This is a genomic window from Sorangium sp. So ce590 (assembly GCF_051521365.1).
Lineage (GTDB): Bacteria > Myxococcota_A > Polyangia > Polyangiales > Polyangiaceae > Sorangium.
Genome location: NZ_CP150346.1, coordinates 8,739,463 through 8,759,929 on the forward strand (window position 1 = coordinate 8,739,463; position 20,467 = coordinate 8,759,929).

Here is a 20,467-nt window from a genome sequence, read left to right on the forward strand (position 1 = left end):
ACTCTCCACGGCCCTGTCCTCGTCGCCCCACCGCCCCCCCCGGGACAAGGCCACGCGCCCTCTGCGGGCAGCGCTACTTGTAGAACACGTTCACGATCACCGTGCTCGCCGCGGGCGCGGTCGCGTCGAGCTCCGCGAGGCCCGTGGTCGCGCCCATGCCGATGCCGCTCGAGAACGCGATGCCGTTCGTGTGCTCGGCCGAGACCACCTGCCCGGCCGGCACGTAGAGCGTCGCGAACGTGGTGGTAGAGCCGACGACGGGGGCCTCCGCAGTGTCATAGAATTTCACGAGCACCCCGCTCGCTCCGGTGTTGGCGAGGTGCCAGCCGAACACCTGCCCGGCGGAGCTCTTCACGCTCCGCCCCGAGGAGTTCAAGCCGAGGAAGCGGTACACCGAGAGCCCACCTGCGGTGGCCGGCTTCACATGGACCGCGCCGACCGTGTTGCCGCCGGCCGGGAGCGGCTCGACCAGGCCGACCGGCATCGGGTCGTCCTGCGAGACGTCGACGGCGGTGCCGTCCGCGCCCGTCTGCACCTTGGCGCGCAGGACGTGGACACCGAGGATCTCGTCGGTGGCGAGGAGCGTGCCCGCGCCCTCAGGAAGCGTGATGTTGTCCGACATAAATGCTGACTCCTTGATGAGAGATCGCCTGGGTTTCTTCTGCGGTCACGCCGACTCGAAGCTGTACTCGCAGAGCAGATAGATGTCCTGGAGCGTGTCGTTGAGCCGGTGGCTCGCCGGCGTCGTCGTCGTCGTGAGCGCTTGCGCGATCTCGCCGACCGCGGCGCTGCTCGCGCTGAGCGTCCAGGTGCCGAGATCCCGCTCGTTGTTGGACAGGCTCAGCGTGGCGCTCTTGCCCGTGCTGCGCGCGTTATTGTCCGGATAGCCGGGGAGCGCGCGCTCGGTCGCCGTGGCCCCTGGCGGTGCCACCAGCACTTCGAGCGCAACGCCGCTCGTATAGGCCACTTTGCCGTTCCACCGCGCATAGAACGTGACGCTCGTCAACGCGACCTTCCGCGTCGCCGGGGCGTAGGGGAACATCTCCGGCGTGAGCGGGATGGAGAGCTCCTGTGGCACGTTGTTATCCGACGGCGCCATCAGGAACCGGGCCCACTCGGCCGGCAGCTCGGACCGCAGGCTGAAGAGCCGGCGCCGCACCGGCGGGTGTGCGTCGTAATACTCCTTCGCCGCGGCCGCGAGGGCGCCGTCCGAGCGCGCCGTGTACCGGATGTGCAGGATCACGTCGCTCACCGCCGCGATGTCGAAGCGGTTGTTCGCCGCGGGGAGCTCGATCTTGTAGGTGCCGAGCACGCCCGCGCCCTCGAAGGGGAGATACCGCTCGTCGCGCAGGTTCGGCTCGAACAGGCCCGCGTCGTTCATCCCTCCGCTGGTCGCGATCACGTCCGTCAGCGGCACGAGATCCGTCCGGAAATCATCGGTGTCTTCGTAGGTCTGCGCGGTCACCGGCTGCGGCGGGCGCACGCTCGTGTTGCTCAGCGTGAGCGTGCAGTTCACGCCCGCGTACGGGCCGGTCACGGTCGGGATCGTGACGGCGACCGACTTGATGCGCCGGAAGTAGTGACCCGGGTAATCGAGATCGAACACCTCCTGCGTCAGCTCGAGCTCGCAGGTGCCGGTCTCGCGCAGCCGCATGAGCTGCTCGGGCGCGACCTCGGCGAGCGAGACGTGCTTCACGAGCTCGGCCTCTCGCGGCGTCTGCTCCAGGAACGCGACCTCCAGGCGGCGCAGGTCGTGCTGGAGCCGCTCGCCCGCGAGCAGGCCCTGCTTCAGGCTGTCCCAGGCGCCGAAGCGCACCATCGCGGGCGTGCCGTCCGCCGTGCCGAGCTCGAACCGGAGCGCCCGCTCCGCCCGCTTCGCCATATCGTAGGCCAGCGTGTATGTCTGGTAGTGGACGGTCGACAGCTCCGCCACCATCCAGTCGTAGAGCTCCTCGGTCGTGCGCTTCCTGTCCCGGAGAAACGCGAGCACCTCGCGCGCCTGTTCGGTCTGCCGATCGTGGTTTTTGAGCTCCACCTCGGCCACTGCGGCGCGAATCTTCGCGGCGACGATCTGCTTCTCCAGCCCCTGCATCTCCTTCGCCGCGAGCCGCTCCTGCAGCGCCCACTCCTCGGCGCGCCGCTCGTAGCCGGCGATCGTGGACGCGATCGACGCGCCCTCGCGCAGCGCGCCGGCGACCATGGAGAGCGCCTGCGACGCCGCCTCGATCGGGGCGCCCGACGCCTGCCCGCCGATCGTGGTGAGGGCCACCGGGCTCCCGAACGCGCCCGCGCCGCCGAACGTCGTCGGCGGGGTCGCCTCGACGCCGGGGGCGACGGCGGCGATCGCCTGCGCCGCGAGCCCGAGCTCCATGCCGAAGACGCTCATGGCCAGCGCGCCCTGCTCCGCCGCGCTGATCCGCGGCAGGCCCGCGTAGTGGTCGCGGCGGAGCCGCGCCGTCTCGTGCGACCGCTCCAGTGAGGCGACGGTCGCCTGGGCCTCCTTGACCTGCTGCACCTTGATCTCGCGCACCGCCGCGAGCAGCTCGACCTCGTGGCCCGAGCGGAGCCGCGCGATCGCCTCGCCGTCCTTCTTCTCCATCGCGGCGAGCAGCGCGCCGCCGAGCCCGGAGACCGCGCCGCAGAGCTCCGTCGCCTTCGCGAGCACCACCTGGAAGCGGTAGGGGAGCCGCGGGGAGCTCGCCTCGCTCAGCACCGTCGCGAGATCCACGCCGAGCGCCCTCGCCTGCACGAGCAGCATCGGATCGATGGGCGGCTCGAACAGGGGCAGCGTCCGGACCGCGCCCTCGATGCTCATCGAGTGTCGGATCTTGAACAGCCGATCGGCGACCGTGTCCCACAGCCCCGAGAGCGCCTCGTCCTGGGGCACGCAGAAGTACAGCTCTCCGAGGTCAGGCGCCCGCCCGAAGAACGTGCGGTGCAGCGCCTTCATCAGCGAGTCGACAACGAGGCTCTCCGCCTCGACGCGGGACCGCGACCCGATCACCGGGTCGGAGAGGTCGCCGAGCCCGAGCGCCTCGAGCTGCCAGTAGTTCCGCGGCGTCACCGCGTCCTTCCGCTCGATGCGCACCGGGCGCCGGCCGAGGATGTTGCCGGCGAGGATGTACAGCTGCATCGCCTCGTTGAGCGACTCGATGGTCTCGCGCCGGAACAGCTGATCGCCCCACGCGATCAGGTTCTCGATGTACTTCATCACCACCGCCTTCTGGTAGGCGATCGGCCGCATCCGCGCGATGAGGTGCGGATTGAACGGGTCCTTCCGCCACGCCTCGATCTGCGCGACGAGATCGAGCTTCTCCGGCTCGTCGTCCTGGCCCGTCAGGAGCGAGCTGAGCAGCCTGGCCATCCGGCCCTGCTGCGAGCCCGACTGCTCCCGGAGCTCGTCCTCGATCGAGCCGAGATCCTTGTTCTCGCGGAACGGCCGCACGTTCCAGAAGCGCTCGGGCGACGGGGCAGGATCGCCCGTGGTCGGGTCGAAGATGAAGTGGAACCAGCGCTGCGCCTCCGCGTGCCGGCCGCTCTGCATCAGCCGCAGGGCGATCAGCAACGGCGCGTGGAAGAACAGCTCCCAGTTGTAGAGCGAGTAAGCACCCTGGAACGAGAAGTCGACGTCCTCCTTCGGATACGGCGTGAGCACGTACTCGGGGTCCGGGTCGTACGTCTCCTCGAAGGCGTTGCGGGAGCGGCGCTGGAGCGGATCGGTCGGGTGGAGCGACCACTTGAGCAGCCCGTCCACGCCCGAGCGCTGCAGCTCCTTCCGGAACAGGCAGGCGTAGGGGTGGTAGAAGGACATGAAGCGGTATCGCTTCGCGTCTTCGTAGACGTGCGCGATGCGCATCTCCTCGGGCGCCTGCCTCACCCACTCGGCCGTCGACAGCCCCCCGCGCACGACGAGCACGACGTCATTTTTGGGGACGTCGCCGTACGGCGTGATCCCAGGCTGGCTCTTCGAGGCAGGATACCACTCGGTGTGCTCGGTCAGGACGAGCTCGGAGAAGAACGTCGAGCTCGCGTCCTTGTAGAAGAAGAACGGCGCGCCGGCCGAGGCGCTGTCTTCGCTGCGCCCACTGCCGATCTCGCGCGGAATGAGCGCGCGGAACGGGGTGACGCTGCCGAGCAGCGGGATCCACTTCTGGAAGCCGTCGAGCGAGATCGGAACGATCAGCCGGGTCGCATTGTTCGAGACCAAGTGCTGCCCCCGCCAGCCGGTCCTGTAGGGCATTGCCGGATCAAACTCAATGAAGTCCCGATAGTCGTCGCTGAAGTCCGTGCCCTCCAGCGCACCGCAAGTGCTTTGCGCGAAGTGCCCGAGGCGACGGCCGGAGTAGGTGGCGATATTTACCACCGCGATCCGGGTCGGATCCTGCTCATCATCGCGCTCCACGAACAGCGCGATAAAATCGGGATTCCATCGCGACTGCAGATTCACCTCCGAGCCGCCGCTCATACGGCGCGCACCCCACGCGCCGTTGCGACGCTGGCTCCATGCGAGACGGATGTAATGGCTCGTCAACGCCGTTTTTCCCGGATAGCGCGTGTCTTCCGGCATCGGCTGCTCCGGCACGGCGCGCTCCTCGATGATCGGCCAGTACAGGTGTGGCCGACGATCCACCACGGCGAGCAGGACCCTGTCCCCCTCGATGTCGAGATCGATGGGCTCCCAGGGAGTCCAGGACAGCCCGTCCACCCGCGTGCGGTAGAAATACTTGTACGGCTGGGCCGCGGTGCGGCCGACGACGTGGAGCACGTCGATCGGAAGGTGCGTGTCGTCGCCGTCCTCCTTCTGGTGGAACGCGCTCGCGATCTCGAGGTTCGCCACCTCGTCGAGCCTGTCGAGGTACCGCTCGAACGCGCGCTCCGCGGCGTCGTCGGTGATGTCGTTCTGCCGGAGCTCGGCCTCGAGATCCTTGAAGAACGGCGACTTGTCGTCGCGCAGCGACGGGTCGAGGTACATTTCGGGCTGGAGCAGGACCTTGCGGTTGGCCTCCCAGACGCGGTAGCTCTTCCGCCACGCCCACTCGCGCGCCGCCTCCTCCGGGAGCGTCAGATGATCCGCCTCCAGGTTCAAGAACGCGCGCTGCACGAACGTCTGCACCGAGCCGATGGCCTGCTTCAGGCGCGAGGTGATCACCGCGGGGCTCGTCTCGACGTCCACGAGCAGGTCGGCGAACAGCTCGTCGCTGTCCTCGTATCCCCGCTTCGCCACGAGGTACGCCACCATCACGGCCCGGAGCCGCTCGCGCAGCACGTCGCGCAGCGGCGGCGCCACCCGCGCCCACTCGGCGTCGGAGTACTTCGCCTTCGCCGCCCGGATGATGCTGGCGGTGGGCCCGGCGTCCAGCGACTGCATCGAGGTCAGCCAATTGGACGCCTCCTCGGCCGAGACGCCGAGCCGCTTCAGCACCACGATCGCGCGGCGCACGAGCCCGAGGACCGAGACCTGCTCCGCGGCGTTGCTCGGATTGAGCATCTCGTAGCCGCGGGTGCTGAGCAACTGCTCGACGTCGGCCGCGGGCCAGCCCGTGGCGGCGGCCAGCGTCGCGGGCTCGGCCACGAACAGGCTCGCCAGTGACGGGTTCGGCCCGACGAGGTGGGAACGGAGCTCGACGAAATCCACGAGCTTCTCCCAGTCCTCGAACAGCGGCGAGCCGTCGCCGCCGATCACGGCGCGCGGCAAGGCGTCGAGATCGAGGGCCACCGCGGCGTCTTCGCCCTCGTCCAAGACGAACATCCGCTCGATCTCGTCGGCGCTCGCGCCGAGCCGCTGCACGACCGCCGCGGCCCTGGCCAGGTGCCGGTAGGCGGCGAGTTGCGCGGCGCGCCGGCCGAGACTGTCGAGCGACGGCGGCGGCGAGGCGGGGAGCTCCGCGTCCAGCGAGAACGCGCTGCCGAGCGGCGCGTCGCCGGGCTCGCCCGTCGTGAGGATATCCGCGATGAGCAGGTGCATCGACCGCGCGTCGAGCTTCAGCGCCGCGGCGAGCGTGTCCTCGATGAGGGCCGCCTCCGCCTCGCTGTCCGGGGTGCCGTTCTTGCCGCGCAGCGCCAGCAGCGCGCCGAACATCTGGTCGAGCACGGGGCTCACCGCCTCGTCCGTCACGGAGATCCGCGCGCGCGGAGACTGCCTCCCCCGGAAGACGACCTCGAGGTCGGCGGGCGACAGCCCCGAGCGCCGGACGCGATCGACCGTGTCCAGGAAGCGCAGCGTGTGCTCGGGGTTGTCGGCCTCGAACGGCCTGTAGGTGCTCAGGTTGTAGAGCACGTGAAAATCGGGCAGCGACAGCCGTGCCGCCCGCGCAAAGGTGACGAAGCGGTGGAGCTTCGCGAGCGTCACCGGCGCGACGTCGGAGGTGTCCGCCGGGACGAGCGGCGTCAGGCCGAGCCCAGAGTCCTCGGTGAGCAGCGACAGCTCCTCCCGGGTGATGCGCAGGCCGGCGAGGATCGCGGGCGTGTGGGACTCGAACAGGTTGGCGGTCGAGAGGCTGGCGACCCCCGGCAGCGCGAGCGCGCCGTCGACCGGGTTGGTCACGGCCTTGTTCTGGAAGAGCTGCTCGTAGAACGAGGGCGTCTCGCCGGCGTCGCGGCGCTGGGTGTCGAGCGGCCCGAACCAGCTCGCGAGCACCGCGATCGGCAGCGAGATGCCCCGCTCGGCGCGAAGCGCCTGGATCACCGCGATCACGCGCAGCGCGCGGCCGTTCACGAGGCCGGTGCCGCTGGGAGTGCACGCGGCCAGCACCTGATCGAGCTCGCGGATCGACCAGCCGAGGCGCAGCCGCAGCCGCAGGAAGCGGTGCACCAGGTACAGCACGCCCAGGGCGTCGCTCGGGCCGGTGATACTCTGCTCCTCGATCTTGCAGCTCCCCGCGGGGACGATCGTCGGTACACCGAAGCGATGAAGCGAGGCGGTGCCGAGCAGATCGAGCAGCTCGTCGTAGGACAGGCCCGAGCGCTCGAGGAACTGCGACACATGGAACATCGCGCCGGGGAGCAGCGCGTCCGCGGCGAAGCCCCAGGCGCTCGCCAAGGTCACGCCCGAGATCAAGGTGCCGCGGATCAGATCGCGCTCGCGCGATGAAAGCCCGAGCCGATCGGCGGCCGCATCCTCGGAATACATGGCCTCCGGGCTGGACCAGCTCGCCCTCAGCTCGGACGAGAGCGCGTGCAGGGGCACGCCGAGGTGCTCGAGATAGACGCGCGCCTCGTGGAGCCGGTGGTGATACGACAAGCTGAAGGGGAAGTCGGTGGTCGCCAGGTCCTCGTAAGCCGTTTCGTGCCAGTCCTCCTCGCCGCTGGGCGGGTTCGGCATGGCCGCGAGCTCCTCGGCGCTGCCGACGGTCGCGATGTGCTCCGGGAAGGCGGGCACGGCATGGTTCTCGCTCACCACCGCGTGGGCGAGGATCTCGTTCACCAGGTCCACGTACGGCAGCGGCGTGTCGGCGTTCTGGCAGGTGAGGTCGATGCGTCCGATGTCCGGGCGCCGTCCGGCGTTCACCGGCGTGTTCCCCGGCGCGCTGCCGAGGAGCAGCTCCTTCGCGGTCCACTTGGTGCTGCCGCTCTTCGTGACCTTGGAGTAGTAACGATCAAGGAAGCGGAGCAGGTCGACGAGGTACGCCGCCGGCCCGTAGACCGAGGCGCAGTGGGCGCACGCGCACGCGTCGGTCGAGCCGAAAAGCGCCCCGTACGTCGCGAAGTCTGGCGCCACCTGGCTCGCGCGGCGCGTGGGGTCGGGCAGGGTGTAGGCCGACCTCTGGTTATGGGTCGCGCTGAACTTGAGCGACAGCGCGAGCGCAACATCGGAAATGGCGGCCGCCCTGTCGTAGATGTCGTCCGCGATCTGGGTACCTCCGAGGGCAGAGCCGAGCTCGGCGCCGAACCGGAGCCGGCCGCGGCGCGAGATCTCCCCCGCCGACTTGAACCCGGCGTCGAGCAGCACCTTCGCCTCCTCGTACCTGGGCGTGAGCTTGTGCAGCCGCTCGACCGCCTTGAGCTCGAGCTCCGCGGCCGCGGGGCTGGAGATCCCCGCGAACGCCCCCGTGTTCGACGCGATGTAGTGGCCGGCGCGCGTCTTGCCGAGCTCGAACGAAGGGTTGTTGTTGAAGAAGGTGGGCAGCTCGCTCCCGCCGACCACGGCGATCGCGGACGCGACCGCCTTCGACGGGAACGCCACCTCCAGGGCGCGCCGGATGACCTCGACGTAGGCCGCGCGCCTCTCGGTCACCGTCGCTCCGGGCGTGTCGGCCGGGCAGTTGATGGGCGAGCCGTTGCGCTGGAGGGCGAGGCTCGCGATCCAGTCGGCCTCGCTGTAGGCCGCAAGGTCCTTGAGGACGTCGATCTGGCCGTTCTGCCAGCGATCCCACAGCTCTTCGATGAGCGGCAAGTGATAGCGCGTGAGCGCGCCGAGCTGCAGCACGAGCTGGACCCGCGGGAGGAGGAGCTCGCCCTCGCTCTGGTACGAGGGCAGGGTCGCGAGGTGGGCCCAGAAGGCCGCGGGCGTGCCTTCGTGCGCCATGTACTCGGCGATGAACTCCTCAGCGTGGGACTGGGTGGGCATCACGATCCCGAGGAGCTGACCGAGGTTGCAGGTCGCGCCCGGGGGCGGCGCCTCGAAGGCGAGGTCGACGGCGGCCTGGGCGATGAGATCGACGATGCCATCGCTGACCTCGCCGCCCACGATCTTTGCTTCCTTTGCCTCGTCGAGCGCGCGGCGCAGCGTGGCTTTGGGGTACGCCAGGAGCCCTCTCTTGGTGGCCGGCAAGCCCATGCGGACGAAGGGGTAAAAAGAATCGGCGGAATCGCCGACGCTCACGGACCCCCTGAGGGAGTCGGCCGCGACGAGCGCCTCGACCTGCCCGCGATCCACCTCGGTCGCCTTCGCGACGAAATCGACCTGCTCGCCCTGGAGGTCTCCGAGGAGCACCCCCAGCGTATGGGCCGCGGTGCGCGACTTGACCTGCTGCAGCTCCGAGAGGCCGCGGTTTTCCTGGTCCTGGCTGGTGAGCAGGTCGACGACAGCGATCGATGGGGCGCGGACCATCAGCGCGGAGCGGCCCAGCTCCTGATTCGACATATCGTAGACGATCAGCCGGAGATCCGGCCGTTGCTTGCCGGACGCCAAGAGGCTCGAGTACGAGATCTTGTAATGGCCCGACGAATCCGTCTGAGACGAGCCGATCTCGGTTTCTGACGCCAGGCTCACGTCGTAGGCGCGTACCATCACGAGCGGGACTACCGCGCCTTGCGCGTTCCGCACAGCGCCGCGCACGCCCGATTGGGCCGGTGCGCGCTTGGTCGAGGTCACCGCGAGGTCCACCTCGATCCGAAGGGTGGCAGGCGTCGTCGATACCTTCCATTGCGTGTAGCGCGTGACGTACTCCTCGGCCCCGGGTGAGAACATGCGGAGCGCGATCGCCGGCTTCCGCCCCTGGAAATAGCGATCCACGTCGGCCTGATCGAGCGACATCTCGAAATCGCCGTTCTGTTGGGTCACGGCGACGGCGATGAGATCCGTGTAGACCTCGGCGCTGTCCCACGCCTCGACGCGCACATTGCCGACGCCACGTTCGGTCTTGGCTCGGACGATCCGACCGGAGAGTTGATATTTTCTCATGAGAGCTCCCTTCGATTCCATGCTCAAGAACCGCCAATCGGCGCGGTGTTCAGCCGCCGAGATCGATGCGCCTTGTCGCCGGCGGCTAACAGCGGAGATGACGACGAGGAGAGCCGGCCCTGGAGCGAGCGGCGCGACGATTCGCGCGCCGCTCGCTCCACGCGAGCACCCTCTCGCGGCTCCGCGAGACATCAGTTGTTGCCTGTCGATCCCCTCTTCAACCCTTGCACGCGTCAGCGGCCCACTCGCCGCCGCCGCTCCTGCAGGGCATATTCTGAACTACCACGGCGCGTCTCGTTGACCAGATCGAAACACGTCCCCGCCATCCGGTGATCCCGGGGGATGTCCACGCATCACGCGCAATCGACGATCGTCTGTCTCTTGCTGCCGCCGGCCGAGCGCGGCCGCACGGCTGCGGTCATGAGCTCACGCACGCGTGGCGGTTGGCCGGTCTCGTTGGACGCCCCCGCACGCGGCGCCCTCGCGCAGAGCGTCAAGTCGTCCCGGTCACACTCCGGCGACATCTCGCGCGCGCCCCGCCATCTCTTGGCCGGGGATGTATTTTTTCGACTAGAATAGAGGGTCCCTTTCCGGGAGTGCTCATGCGCGGCGTGCCCATTGCTGTTGTTATCCTCCTCTCAGCTGCGGTCGCCGCGTGCGATCCGACCGCCCCCCCTTCCGACACGCCGCGCGACCCGGCGGCCGCCCAGCCGCTGTCCGTCGCGGTGGCGCCGGTGATCAACGCCGTCACCTGGCCTTCTCCCGCCTCGGTCGACCGGAGCGCGCTCGCGGCGCTGCCCGAGACGGCGACCCATGCGGCCAGGACCTCGCAGGTCCCGGTCCTCGTGCCGTCCCGGCGCGCGCTCCTCGCGGCGCCGGTCATCGTGGCCAAGGAGCACTGGACCTCGTTCTGGGCAAGGACGGAGTCGATCACCGTCTCGCTCACAATGACCCGTCTCGCGCGCAAAGTTCCGGGTATTCCTCCGCTCCAGGGGGCCCATTCCGTGCGCGGGGCGCCGGCGTTCATCACGGCGAACGAGGGTATCTGGACCGCGTCCTGGCTCGAGAACGGCGTCTCGTACGCGCTCGACGTCGAGTGCGCGTCGCCCGAGGCGCCGCCCTGCGCCTCGGACGCGCTCCTCCGCGAGCTCGCCTCGGAGCTCGTCTACGTGGGCGGCGTCGGCGCAAAGGCGGCGGGAGACAGGCCATGAGCTCCGCGCCCCGCCTCCGTCGCCCCCGCCCCGCCGCCGCCGCCGCCCCGCTCCTCGCGACCGCCGCGCTCGCGCTCCTGCCCACCACGGCCGCGGCCGATCCGTTCTCCTACCATCCAGCCGGCGAGCTCGTCCCCGGCTCGGGCGCGGGGCGCGCCGACGGCGTCGTGTATGCGCCGTCCATGCGCTTTCCCCTCGAGGAGGGCCCGGCGTTCGCGAACTCACAGGTGTACAGCAAAGGCGGGAACGCCGGCCCGCGTGGCGGACAGTGCGACGCGGACAACTACGCCTATCCGTGGCGCGACAACTACTGCGAGTCGCGGTCGTGGGCCATGCCGCTCTGCCCCTCCGGCGCGGGTCACCAGGGGCAGGACGTCCGGCCGCCCACCTGCGAGGCGGGGAAGTACTGGGTCGTCGCGGTGGCGGACGGCATCATCACGAGCATCGGCAGCTACTCGGTGTACCTGACCGGCGAGGATGGGACTCGCTACGACTACCTGCACATGTCCGATGTTCAGGTCTCGCCGGGACAGGACGTGTCGCGGGGAGAGCGCATCGGGAAGGTATCCAACGTCTTCGGGGGCACGCCGACGACGATTCATCTCCATTTCAACGTGCGGCAGTCCTTGAGCGGCGTCGGCCTGGTCTATGTGCCGCCCTACACCTCGCTCGTGGCCTCGTACCAGGCGCTCCTCAACAAGCCCCCCGAGGGCGCCCTGGAGACCGCGGGCTGCGCCGGCATCAGCGGCTGGGCCCGCGACCCGGACGCGGAGGACGCGCCGGGCAGCGCGCGGCTCTACTTCGACGCCGCGGCGACCGACGCGGGCGCCGAGGGCCACACCTTCCCGGCGGACCGGCGCCGCGACGACCTCTGCGAGCCGCCCGGCCCGTGCGCGCACGGCTTCGAGGCGCCGATGCCGCTCAGCCTGCTCGGCGGCGATCACGCCGTCCGGGCCTACGGGGTCGACGCGCTGAGCGGCGAGGAGGTCGAGCTCGGGGGGAGCCCGAAGACGCTCGCGTGCCCGCTCGATCTGCCCGACGGCGTCAGGCGGCCGCTCGGCGACGTCGAGGCGCTGGGCGCCTGGGGGTTCTCGCGGTTCTGGGACGTCGCCGGCGCGCCGGACGCGGCGCTCGAGGCGCTCCCCGAGGGCGACGCGTTCCCCTCGTCGCCGCTGCTCGTGCGCGGCGACGACGGCGCTGCGTCCCTCTGGCTTGTCGACGGCGCCGAGCGGCGGGCGGTGCCGGACGCGGAGGTCGCCGCCGCATGGCGGCTCGATCCGGACGAGGCCCTCGTGTGGCCGGCCGCGCGGCTCGCCGCGCTGCCGCTCGGCCCGGCGCTGCCGCCGCGCCCGTTCCTGGCGCAGGGCTCCGCGCCGGCGCTCTACGTCATCGACACGCCGCCGCTGCCGGGCGAAGGCGGCGGTCCCGACGCCGGCGGCTCCGGCGGCTCCGGGGGCGCTGCGGGCGCGGGCGGCACGGACGACGATGCGCCCCACGCGAGCGGCCGCATCCACGGCGAGCTCCGCTGCGAGTGCGGCGCGGCCGGCGCGGGCGGGGCAGCGGCGGGCCGGCCGCTCGGGCTCTTCGCCGCCGCGGCGGCGCTCGGCGCGGCGCGGCGGCGCGCTGCCCGGCGTGTCAGCCCTCGTGGATCTTGATCCCCGGGATGCTCCGGAGCGGGCTCGCGTCGTCGACCCGCGAGCCCTCGAGGTACACGTTCTTCAGGCTCTTGAGATCCCGGATCGGCGACACGTCGCTCACCCGCGTCCGCTTCATCTGGAGCATCTCGAGCTTCTTCAGGCCGGCGAGCGGGCCCAGATCCGTCACCTCGGTCTCGTCGATCTGGAGCTCGGTCAGGTGGGTGAGGCCGGCGAGCGGGGAGAGGTCGCTCACGGGCGTGCGGCCGATGTCGAGCCGGTCGAGCTTGACCAGGCCGGCGAGCGGGGAGAGGTCCTTGACCAGCGTGGCCGAGACGCGCAGCGACTCCAGCCGGAGCAGGCCCTTGATCGGGCGGAGGTCGTCGATCTTGCCCGGCGGCAGGTAAAGCCCCTTGACGCCCGTGAGCTCGGGGAAGAGGCAGGGATCGAGCTCGTCGAGCCCCTGGGCGTCGGACAGGTTCATGGTCTTGATGTTCTTGAGCTCGGCCCGCTTGATCGGCCCCTCGGGCTTCTGGAGCTGCTGCCGCACCCTGGCCTCGAGCGCCGGATGCGTGAAGGTCACCGGGTCGCTCTTCGTGCACACGACCTCCTTCTTCGGCGGCGCGCTGGCCGCGGCCGCCGGGCTCGCGGCGGGCGGCGCGGAGGCGGGCGCCTGCGCGGCGGGAGCGGCCGAGGCCGCCGGGGCGGCGGGCTTCTGGGGCTCGTCGCAGCCCACGAGGGAGACGACGAGGCCAAGGGAGGCAAGGACCAGAGGACGAATCATCGCGCCGATGATACACGAGACGGCGGAAGAAAACCGCCGGCCATCAGCCCCTCACGCGCTCTGGTCGCTGCTCGGGATCGAGGCAGTCCGCGCGGAGTGGACCGGGGCGCTCGCTACAGCGGCAGGAGCAGGAGCCCTTGCCGGGAGTCGAGCTGCTCCGAGAACCACTCGCGGTGACGCCGCTCGACCGCGAGCGACTGCCGGAGGACGTCGCGCGCACGGTCGGAGAGGCCTTCACGGGACGATATCATCCGTTCGTAAGCGGCGCAGCTGTCCTCCTCGTAATGTCTCATCGCCTCCAGGATGGCGCGATCCCCGACCATCCCGTTCGTCAGCGCCTTGCACTTCAGCTTGGGTCGGACGGCGCTCTCCACGGGCGGGTCGCCGAGCTCATGGGCCAGGGCGGCGAGCGCCTCGAGGTGGCGCTCGTGATCGTTCAAGAAGGTCGCGAGCCGGCTCTTGTCGCCTGGGCGGCTCATCCGTGAGAGCGCCGCTCGGAGCGCGTCCACCGTGGACCAATTGAGCTCGATCAGTTCAGTCAAGGACCCGATGAACGCGGCTTCGCCGCCGATCACGGACGCCATGGAATATCGCTCCTCTCGCCCCGGAAGCAGGGCCGCCCGCGAAGAGAGAGGTGGGCGGGTGCTTCTCCAGGTCGTCGATGCTCGCAAGCCCGGTGCCGGAGCCCGCCTGTGCAGCGGCTATCCATCGCGGCGCGCGCATCGTCCAGGAATCCCGCGCCTTTCCACGCTTGTCGCCGCCCGCCGCGCCCGCGACGGCCTCTCCGGGGCCAGCGCGCCCGGCGGATGCGAAGGCTCAGCCCAGATCGAGGCCACGGTCGCGCCGCGCGAGCCGGGCCAGGACGGAGCCGTGAAACGCCGGGGGCGCAGGAGGAGGCGTGCTCACGCCGGGCGAAGCGGCGAGGCCCGAGCGCGTCCTGGACATGAGCGCGCCTCTGCCTCGAGGCGCGGAGGCCGCGCCGCCGAGGTCAGGAGCGGGTGAGGAGCTCGGTGGAAGGGAGAGGGCGGGCAGCGCCAGCGAGGGAGGCGATGCTACTTCTTGCCGAAGAGGCCGCCGAGGGAGCCCGCGAGGCTGGCGACGTCCAGGTTGGCGATGGCCGGGGCCGCCGCGCCGAGCGCGGTGTCGACGTGGGCGGCGAGCGGAGCGGGGAGCTTCTCTTTGAGGAAATTGACCACCGTCTCCACGGCCACGCGGGCCTTGTCCTCCGAGATGCCAACCTTCTCCGCGACCTGTCGTACGAGCTCGTCCATGGCCTCGACGCTCATCCTTTCTGCGCGACCCGCGCATCCGGGGGGAGCATCCACGCGCCGATCGGCGCCGGCAAGGGAATTCAGCGCCGCGCGCTCGATGGCGTGGCCCCTCGCACCAGCGCCGACGGGCGGCGGCGCGTGACCAAGGCCGCTTGATCGAGCGCTCAGCGAGCGTTGCAGGCGAAGATGTGCTCGATGGCGTCCACGCACATCTGCTCCGCCACCTCCTGGGTGATCCGAGACAGCACCCGAAATCGCGTGAGCTCGGTCAAGGTCTGGCGAACGTTGACCTCGGCGATCACCTCTCCATCGCCCCCGGCGTCGGCGCTGGAGAAGAGGCGGATCAGGTTGTTGGCGTCCGCCGGCACGCCCCGGAGCAGGACGTGAAGCTCGATGCTGGGGGTCTGTTCGCCCGCGTCACGCTCGATCCGGCAGGCATGGCCCGACGAGGCGAGCTCATCGCCGATGCCTTCGAACGCGGGCACGACGATGTCGGCCAGGATCCGCAGAAAATCACCATTGAAACGCCCGCGCCGGTCGGGCAGGTCCAACCCGCTCGTCCCCTGGTCCAGACGATTGCCGTATTTCTTTTGAATGATCGCCAAGCGGACGCGGGCGTGCTCATTGATGGCCATGCTTGTGTCCCTCACCGGGCAGAACAGCGCAGGGTCTGGCGTCGTCCTCGCGGATGTTCGAGCGAACGTCAGAGGAGCAGGACCTTGACCTGGCTCGGGACGATGGTCGTACCGTTCGTGTTGATCTGGTTCTGAATGCCCGTGGCGCCAAGCCGCACCGCCGGCTTGTTCCTCACGAGCAGCTTGGGATAGGGGACGAGGCGCCGCGAGGGGCCCATGAAGCGGTGGGAAACCACGCCGCCAAGAACCCCAGGGTTATCGCCGATGGAGATCGGAATGCTGGTTGCCAGGGTGTGGGCGGGACCGCGCACGAAGATAACTGTATACTCGGGCGATATCGCACTGGCCTTCAATGCACTGTTCGGGTACGGGACGGGCCCCGGCAAGCAGACATCCGGAGCTCCGAAGTCGAGTCCACCGCCCGACGTAACGGCAAAGCTCATATCCGGTCACCCTACCTGGATCTGGTCGCCATCGATCTTCACGACGTGCGACGCGGTGATTCTGGCGTTCTCGCCGTGGATGGCGACGTTGCCCTTGGCCGCATAGTCGATACGCTCGGCGCGCACATGGTCGGCCTCTTCCACGATGCGGTACGAGCGCTTCACCCTCTGCAACAGCCGTTCGAGCTGCGAGTCGAGGCTCCTGCCGATCAGCTTGGCCCGGTCGACCTCCGCGCGGACCGTCTTGCCGAGGAACGAGAACAGCTCCAGCGCGACGTGCCCCTCCTCGGCCTGAACACGCAACGTCGACGCGGCCATCGAGAGATCTCTGCCGGATACCACGTGTACGCCGTCCGGCGCAGCGAGGCCCAGCGAGCCGCTCCGCAAACGAATCTGGAGATCCCCTTCGGAGACGATGTGTGAGGGGGCGCCTTCCTCCCGCTCGAGGACGGCGAGGATGTAATGCGTGCCATTCACGATGGCAAGAAGCACCAGGTCTCCGGCGGCGGGCGCCAGCAGACAGCTCGTCGCGCGCTTCGCGCGGACCTCGCCATCATCGGTCTCGATGATGTACGCGGAGCCGTCGATGCGGAGCACGGCGCCGTGTTCACCGTGGGCTTCCCGCGCGTATTGTCTCGTCCTTGCTACGCTCTGCATGGTTACCTCATGAGTGAGGGGTGCGTTGACTACCGGCCGGCCTCCCGAGGACGTTGGCCTGCCAGTCTTCTGCTTCTTTGACGTCCTCGTCGTCGCCGTGCGCCTGCGCCTTGCTCAGCGGCCAGATCGTGCCCTTGTCCGTCACACGATGCAGCCGCGCGCGCGATAACGTCGCACCGGAAAAGTCGGCAGAAGACACGTCGGCGTGGGAGAGATCGGCATAGCTCAGGTCTGCCCGGCAGAAGCGGGCACCCGGGCAGCTCGCTCGATGCCAGACGCTCACGTCGAGCCGCGCGCCCGAGAAGTTCGCGGCGTCCACACGCGCATCGACGAAGAGCGCATGGCTCAGGTCGGCCTGGGCGAGGCTCGCGTTCATCACGGTCGCCTCGACAAAGACGGCCAGCTGGGCGATGGCTCCATCCAATCGAGCCCCGGTCAAGTCGGCGCCCTTGAAGCTGCATTGCGTCAGCGTGGCCCCGGAGAGGTCGCAACCGCGTAGGTCGGCGTTGGTAAATTGCGCATGGCTGAGGTCCATCCGCCGGAAGTCCTTGGGCCCCATCCGCACCTCGACCAGGATCGCCTCCACGAGGGTGGTGCCCGTGAGGATGGCCTGGGACAGGTCCTGGCGGAACAAGACAGCCTTGGTCAGGTTGGCCTGGGAGAAGTCCGCGCCTGCGTTCTCGGTCTGAAGCAGGGTGGCGTCGGTCAGGTCGACACGGACCAATCGGGCGTCCTTGAGGCTGGATCGCGCGATGTCGCCCGACGAGAGGTCAGCTCCGGTCAGATCGGCCGATTCAAGGTCTACCTGCGTGAAGCTCGCACCGACCAACGAGGCGTCGACGAGCACAGCCCCCGCGAGCGTGCAGTCCATGGCGGTGCCAAGGTGAAAATCCAACCCCTTCAGGTTTGCTCCTGCCAGGTCACAGCGGTGAAAGATCGCTTCGCGCACCTTGACGCCCGCGAGGTTGGCGCTGGTGAAGCGGACATCTTCGAAGATCCCGCCGGAGAGGTCGAGCCCCGAGAGGTCGCGGCCCGACAGGTCCAGCTCCGAAATGACCTCTCCTTGTTCAATCAGCTTGCACAGCGCTTCCCTATCCATGCTGCCCCTGGGCCGGCACTACCCGGAGTCGTTTGAGGTTGGCGCCGGCAAAGCTCGTGTCGTCGTCTCCGACCATTCGGTCGGCGCACACACAAAACAGGTTTGCTTTCTCGAAGTTGGCCCCACGGACGCATGCATCGTTCATGATGCTCTGCCTCAGGTCAGCGGCGTAGAGCGACGCCCCGGTGAGGTCGGCTCGGGTCAGCATCGCTTCGACGAGGTTCGCGCGATCCAGGGTCGCCTCGGTCAAGTCGGCCTCATTGAGCAGCGCGCCGCGCAGGTCCGCATCGGAGAAGTCGCTGCCACGAAGGCACGTTCCCATCAGGTTCGCGCCGGTGAGCGTCGCACCGCCGAAGTCTGCGCCCGCGAAGGACGAGCCCTTCACGCTCGCGAGGTCCTTCGCCATGGCGTTCCGGAAGATGGCGTTGTCGCCCTCGGCGGCGATGAAGGTGGCGCAGCTCAGGTCGACGCCGGTGAAATCGACCTCGGTCACATTCACCTCGTTGAACGTGCACCCCGAGAGCCGCGCGCCGACGAGGCGCGCTCCGGTGAGGTCTACGTCCTGGAACGTCGCCTTTTCTGCGACGACCCCCTCCAGGTTGGCGTCGCAGAAATTGGCCTCGGAGAGGTCGGCGCCCGACAGGTTGGCGCCGGACAAATCCGCTCCCCAGAGGTCAGCGTTGACAAGCACGGACTCGCCGAAATCGACGCCTCCACGGGCCTTCACGTCCCGCAGGCACGCCGAGCCAAGATTGGCCCCATCGAGCTTGGCCTCCGAGAGATCCGCGCCCACCAGGTTTGCGTGCGCCAGGATGGCTCCTGTGAGCTTCGCCTTTCGCAGGATGCTCCCGGTGAGAAAGGCCGACTCGAGGATGGCGCCCGAGAAGTCGGCTCCCTCGAGGTCGAGGTGAGAGAGGTCGGCGCCCGTGAGGTCGCACCCCGCAAAGCTCCGCCCCTCCTCGTGCCCGGCCTCCACCTCGTGGCGAAGTCGTAGAGCTTCATCGCTGTCGAGCGGCGCGGAGGCCAGCGAGAGGTGCGCGAGCCGCGGCCCGTCCTCGCCCCGGCCAGCGAAGAACGAAGCCTCTTCGTCCAGTCCCTCCGCGAGCTCGAAGGCCTCGTCCTCCGTGGGCTCACTGCCCAGGGCCTCGTCCTCTGGCAGGGGGTCGCCGGCTGGCTCCTCGGGCAGGGCGTGGGCAACCTCGGGCGCCTCGTCGGGGAGGTCGTAGGCGCCGTCGAGATCGGCTTCATCGGCGGCCTGGGTTTCGTCCTCGAACGCTCGCCAATCCACCGTCGACACGAGCTCTTCGGTCTTCTCTGGCGTGACGCCCTCGCTCTCCAGCGCCTGCCGCAAGTGCTCGCGGATCTGCGACGCCGTGACCTCGCCCGGATGCTCGGCGGCGCTCTGACGCGCTTTCGCGAACAACGCATCGACGTCGACCCCGTGCACCTTCAACCCTGTGCGGGTCTTGCTATCGACCAAGCTGACCAGGGCCTCCTCGGATTCATCGAGGGGCGCCAGGTCGTCGGAGGGGCCCTCTTGCGCGAAATGCGCCTCCGGATCGATGCCATGGTCCCGCAGGTGCTTCCTGGCCCGCTCCACGAGCGCATCGCGCTCTCGAAGCGCTTCGACGTCCTCGTCGTCGTCTGCCGCGACGGGGGTCGTCGTCGGGGCCGTAGACGCGATCGGCTCCGCGTCCTCCTCGTGGTTTCCCCTGGCGTCCGCCTCGGACCACGCGAGGCTCTCCTCTTCCCCCGTGTCCTCCGGGAAGTCCGTGGCCGGCTCCGCGTCGTCCTCGCCGGCAGCGGCGGCGAGGTGCTCGGGGTCGATCCCCATCTCGGCGAGCTCGGCCTCCATCGCTTGGACATCGGGGTCCAGCGCTGCTTCGGCCTGGTGGACACCGGTGGCGGCGGCACCGGCCCCCGCCGCGGCTACGGCCGCGGCCTTGACGGATCGAGCCGGAGTACCTCCCAGGAACCCCTCCCGCCTCAGCCTTGACGCGAGCCCGGAGAGCTTGTCATCGGGCAGCGACGGCGCCTCCGGATCCTCGGGCTCCGGCATGAGCATGTCGTCTTCGTCATCCGGGAGAGCGGTGCTGGGGGGGCCAAGCCGGGGGGTCAGGTAGTCATGGTAATACGCGACCGGCCTGGGGGCGCCCATGGCTTCGCAGGCGACCAGCACGGCCACCACGTCCTTCGCGTCGTCCGAGGTGATCTCGATGCCGCCGCGAAAGAGCGCGACTCCCCGCTCGCGGTGCGGGAACAGGCGCACCGTATCGAGCTTCATGGCAGGCTCGCGGATCACCGCGCCGTCGCGCGTCTTGAGGCAGACGAAGCATCGGCTCGCGACCCCGGGGAGCGCGCCTTCGAGCCGAGGCTTGTCGGGGTGCATGTTCTCGACCACGAAGGCCTCGTCGCCCCGGAAGAACCCGTCGATCTGCTGGTCGTCCGGGGCCATGTTGAACAGCGTCGGGTCCAGATCCCGCGCAAAGCCAGGGAAGCACTCGTCGAGCCACGCTTTGTCGTGGGTGCCGATCTTGGAGAACCTCTGGGGCCAGGTCAGGTCGTAACCGTCGAGGCCGGCGGGCGTCGGACGGTCGCTGCGCGCGTGGATCAGGTGCTTGGGCGACTCGATGTTGGGGAGCGTCGTGCTCTTGTCGCCGTGGCCCTTGCCCAGCGGGTTCTTGGCAAAACCGTCTCCGCCAAAGGCGTTTCGCCAGGTGACGGGCATCTCGGTGAAAGGCGCCGGCTCCGACATGCCGAGCAGCCCCCACGTCCGGTCGCCGACGACATAGAGGGTCTTGTCGATGGGTCCAAGCTGGGCCCGGACGGAGCTCGCGGGGCGAGCGACGCGGCCCGGCGGATAGCAGCGGCCCGTGACGAGGAGCTCGCCCCGGGTCTTGGGATTGAACTCGTCGAGGAGGCCATCTTCGCCGAGCTCCTTTGCGGCCATGGTCCAGACCGTCGGCTCATAGAGCAGCCGGGCCGGTCGGTCGTAGGAGAAGCCGACGAAGGTGGTGACCAGCAGGTGCGGGGTGCGCTGGTTCATGAAGACCCTCGGCACCACCCCGAGGCGCATCGGTTTGACGATTTTCATACGGCGGAATCCAGGGT

Annotated in this window: 12 protein-coding genes; 2 read left to right on the forward strand and 10 right to left on the reverse strand. The window is 69.4% G+C overall.

Features of this window, described 5'->3' with window-relative positions; genetic code table 11:
- Positions 1-73: 73 nt before the first annotated feature.
- Together WMF28_RS32910 and WMF28_RS32915 are read right to left on the reverse strand one after the other, a co-directional pair.
- Positions 74-622, reverse strand: a complete 549-nt coding sequence (locus WMF28_RS32910) for a hypothetical protein (protein WP_437597400.1) — start codon at positions 620-622, stop codon at positions 74-76.
- A gap of 45 nt (positions 623-667) precedes the next feature.
- Positions 668-9,622 (reverse strand): neuraminidase-like domain-containing protein, encoded by an 8,955-nt coding sequence (locus tag WMF28_RS32915; protein WP_437597402.1) that lies wholly within the window; start codon positions 9,620-9,622, stop codon positions 668-670.
- A gap of 602 nt (positions 9,623-10,224) precedes the next feature.
- Between WMF28_RS32915 and WMF28_RS32920 the strand changes: the two genes are divergently transcribed.
- Entirely contained in the window at positions 10,225-10,833 is a 609-nt protein-coding gene (locus WMF28_RS32920) for a hypothetical protein (RefSeq protein WP_437597403.1), read from the forward strand.
- Positions 10,830-12,488 (forward strand): M23 family metallopeptidase, encoded by a 1,659-nt coding sequence (locus tag WMF28_RS32925; protein WP_437597404.1) that lies wholly within the window; start codon positions 10,830-10,832, stop codon positions 12,486-12,488. Before WMF28_RS32920 ends, WMF28_RS32925 begins: the two co-directional genes overlap by 4 nt.
- On the opposite strand, the gene WMF28_RS32930 is transcribed toward WMF28_RS32925, so the two are convergent.
- From WMF28_RS32930 to WMF28_RS32965, 8 genes are all read right to left on the reverse strand, one after another.
- Entirely contained in the window at positions 12,469-13,251 is a 783-nt protein-coding gene (locus WMF28_RS32930; RefSeq protein WP_437597405.1) for a leucine-rich repeat domain-containing protein, read from the reverse strand. The genes WMF28_RS32925 and WMF28_RS32930 overlap by 20 nt on opposite strands.
- A 113-nt stretch (positions 13,252-13,364) precedes the next feature.
- Positions 13,365-13,835 carry a ferritin-like domain-containing protein gene (locus WMF28_RS32935; RefSeq protein WP_437597406.1) on the reverse strand — a complete coding sequence of 157 codons (471 nt, stop codon included), beginning with the start codon at positions 13,833-13,835 and terminating at the stop codon, positions 13,365-13,367.
- 468 nt (positions 13,836-14,303) lie between these two features.
- Positions 14,304-14,522, reverse strand: a complete 219-nt coding sequence (locus tag WMF28_RS32940; RefSeq protein ID WP_437597407.1) for a hypothetical protein — start codon at positions 14,520-14,522, stop codon at positions 14,304-14,306.
- A gap of 164 nt (positions 14,523-14,686) precedes the next feature.
- Positions 14,687-15,157 (reverse strand): hypothetical protein, encoded by a 471-nt coding sequence (locus tag WMF28_RS32945; RefSeq protein ID WP_437597408.1) that lies wholly within the window; start codon positions 15,155-15,157, stop codon positions 14,687-14,689.
- A gap of 68 nt (positions 15,158-15,225) precedes the next feature.
- A complete protein-coding gene (locus WMF28_RS32950; protein WP_437597409.1) occupies positions 15,226-15,600 on the reverse strand; it encodes a DUF4150 domain-containing protein in 375 nt (124 codons plus the stop codon).
- 6 nt (positions 15,601-15,606) lie between these two features.
- Complete coding sequence (locus WMF28_RS32955) at positions 15,607-16,197, reverse strand: DUF3540 domain-containing protein (RefSeq protein WP_437597410.1); 591 nt, start codon at positions 16,195-16,197, stop codon at positions 15,607-15,609.
- Between the two features lie 67 nt (positions 16,198-16,264).
- A complete protein-coding gene (locus WMF28_RS32960) occupies positions 16,265-17,356 on the reverse strand; it encodes a pentapeptide repeat-containing protein (RefSeq protein ID WP_437597411.1) in 1,092 nt (363 codons plus the stop codon).
- Positions 17,349-20,450 (reverse strand): DUF2169 domain-containing protein, encoded by a 3,102-nt coding sequence (locus WMF28_RS32965; RefSeq protein ID WP_437597412.1) that lies wholly within the window; start codon positions 20,448-20,450, stop codon positions 17,349-17,351. Before WMF28_RS32965 ends, WMF28_RS32960 begins: the two co-directional genes overlap by 8 nt.
- Positions 20,451-20,467 lie beyond the last annotated feature (17 nt).

Bases quoted from the DNA above. Each gene is read 5' to 3' on its own strand.
- WMF28_RS32910 (WP_437597400.1), bottom strand. From the start codon at position 622: ATGTCGGACAACATCACGCTTCCTGAGGGCGCGGGCACGCTCCTCGCC.
- WMF28_RS32915 (WP_437597402.1), bottom strand. From the start codon at position 9,622: ATGAGAAAATATCAACTCTCCGGTCGGATCGTCCGAGCCAAGACCGAA.
- WMF28_RS32920 (WP_437597403.1), top strand. From the start codon at position 10,225: ATGCGCGGCGTGCCCATTGCTGTTGTTATCCTCCTCTCAGCTGCGGTC.
- WMF28_RS32925 (WP_437597404.1), top strand. From the start codon at position 10,830: ATGAGCTCCGCGCCCCGCCTCCGTCGCCCCCGCCCCGCCGCCGCCGCC.
- WMF28_RS32930 (WP_437597405.1), bottom strand. From the start codon at position 13,251: ATGATTCGTCCTCTGGTCCTTGCCTCCCTTGGCCTCGTCGTCTCCCTC.
- WMF28_RS32935 (WP_437597406.1), bottom strand. From the start codon at position 13,835: ATGGCGTCCGTGATCGGCGGCGAAGCCGCGTTCATCGGGTCCTTGACT.
- WMF28_RS32940 (WP_437597407.1), bottom strand. From the start codon at position 14,522: ATGGACGAGCTCGTACGACAGGTCGCGGAGAAGGTTGGCATCTCGGAG.
- WMF28_RS32945 (WP_437597408.1), bottom strand. From the start codon at position 15,157: ATGGCCATCAATGAGCACGCCCGCGTCCGCTTGGCGATCATTCAAAAG.
- WMF28_RS32950 (WP_437597409.1), bottom strand. From the start codon at position 15,600: ATGAGCTTTGCCGTTACGTCGGGCGGTGGACTCGACTTCGGAGCTCCG.
- WMF28_RS32960 (WP_437597411.1), bottom strand. From the start codon at position 17,356: ATGGATAGGGAAGCGCTGTGCAAGCTGATTGAACAAGGAGAGGTCATT.
- WMF28_RS32965 (WP_437597412.1), bottom strand. From the start codon at position 20,450: ATGAAAATCGTCAAACCGATGCGCCTCGGGGTGGTGCCGAGGGTCTTC.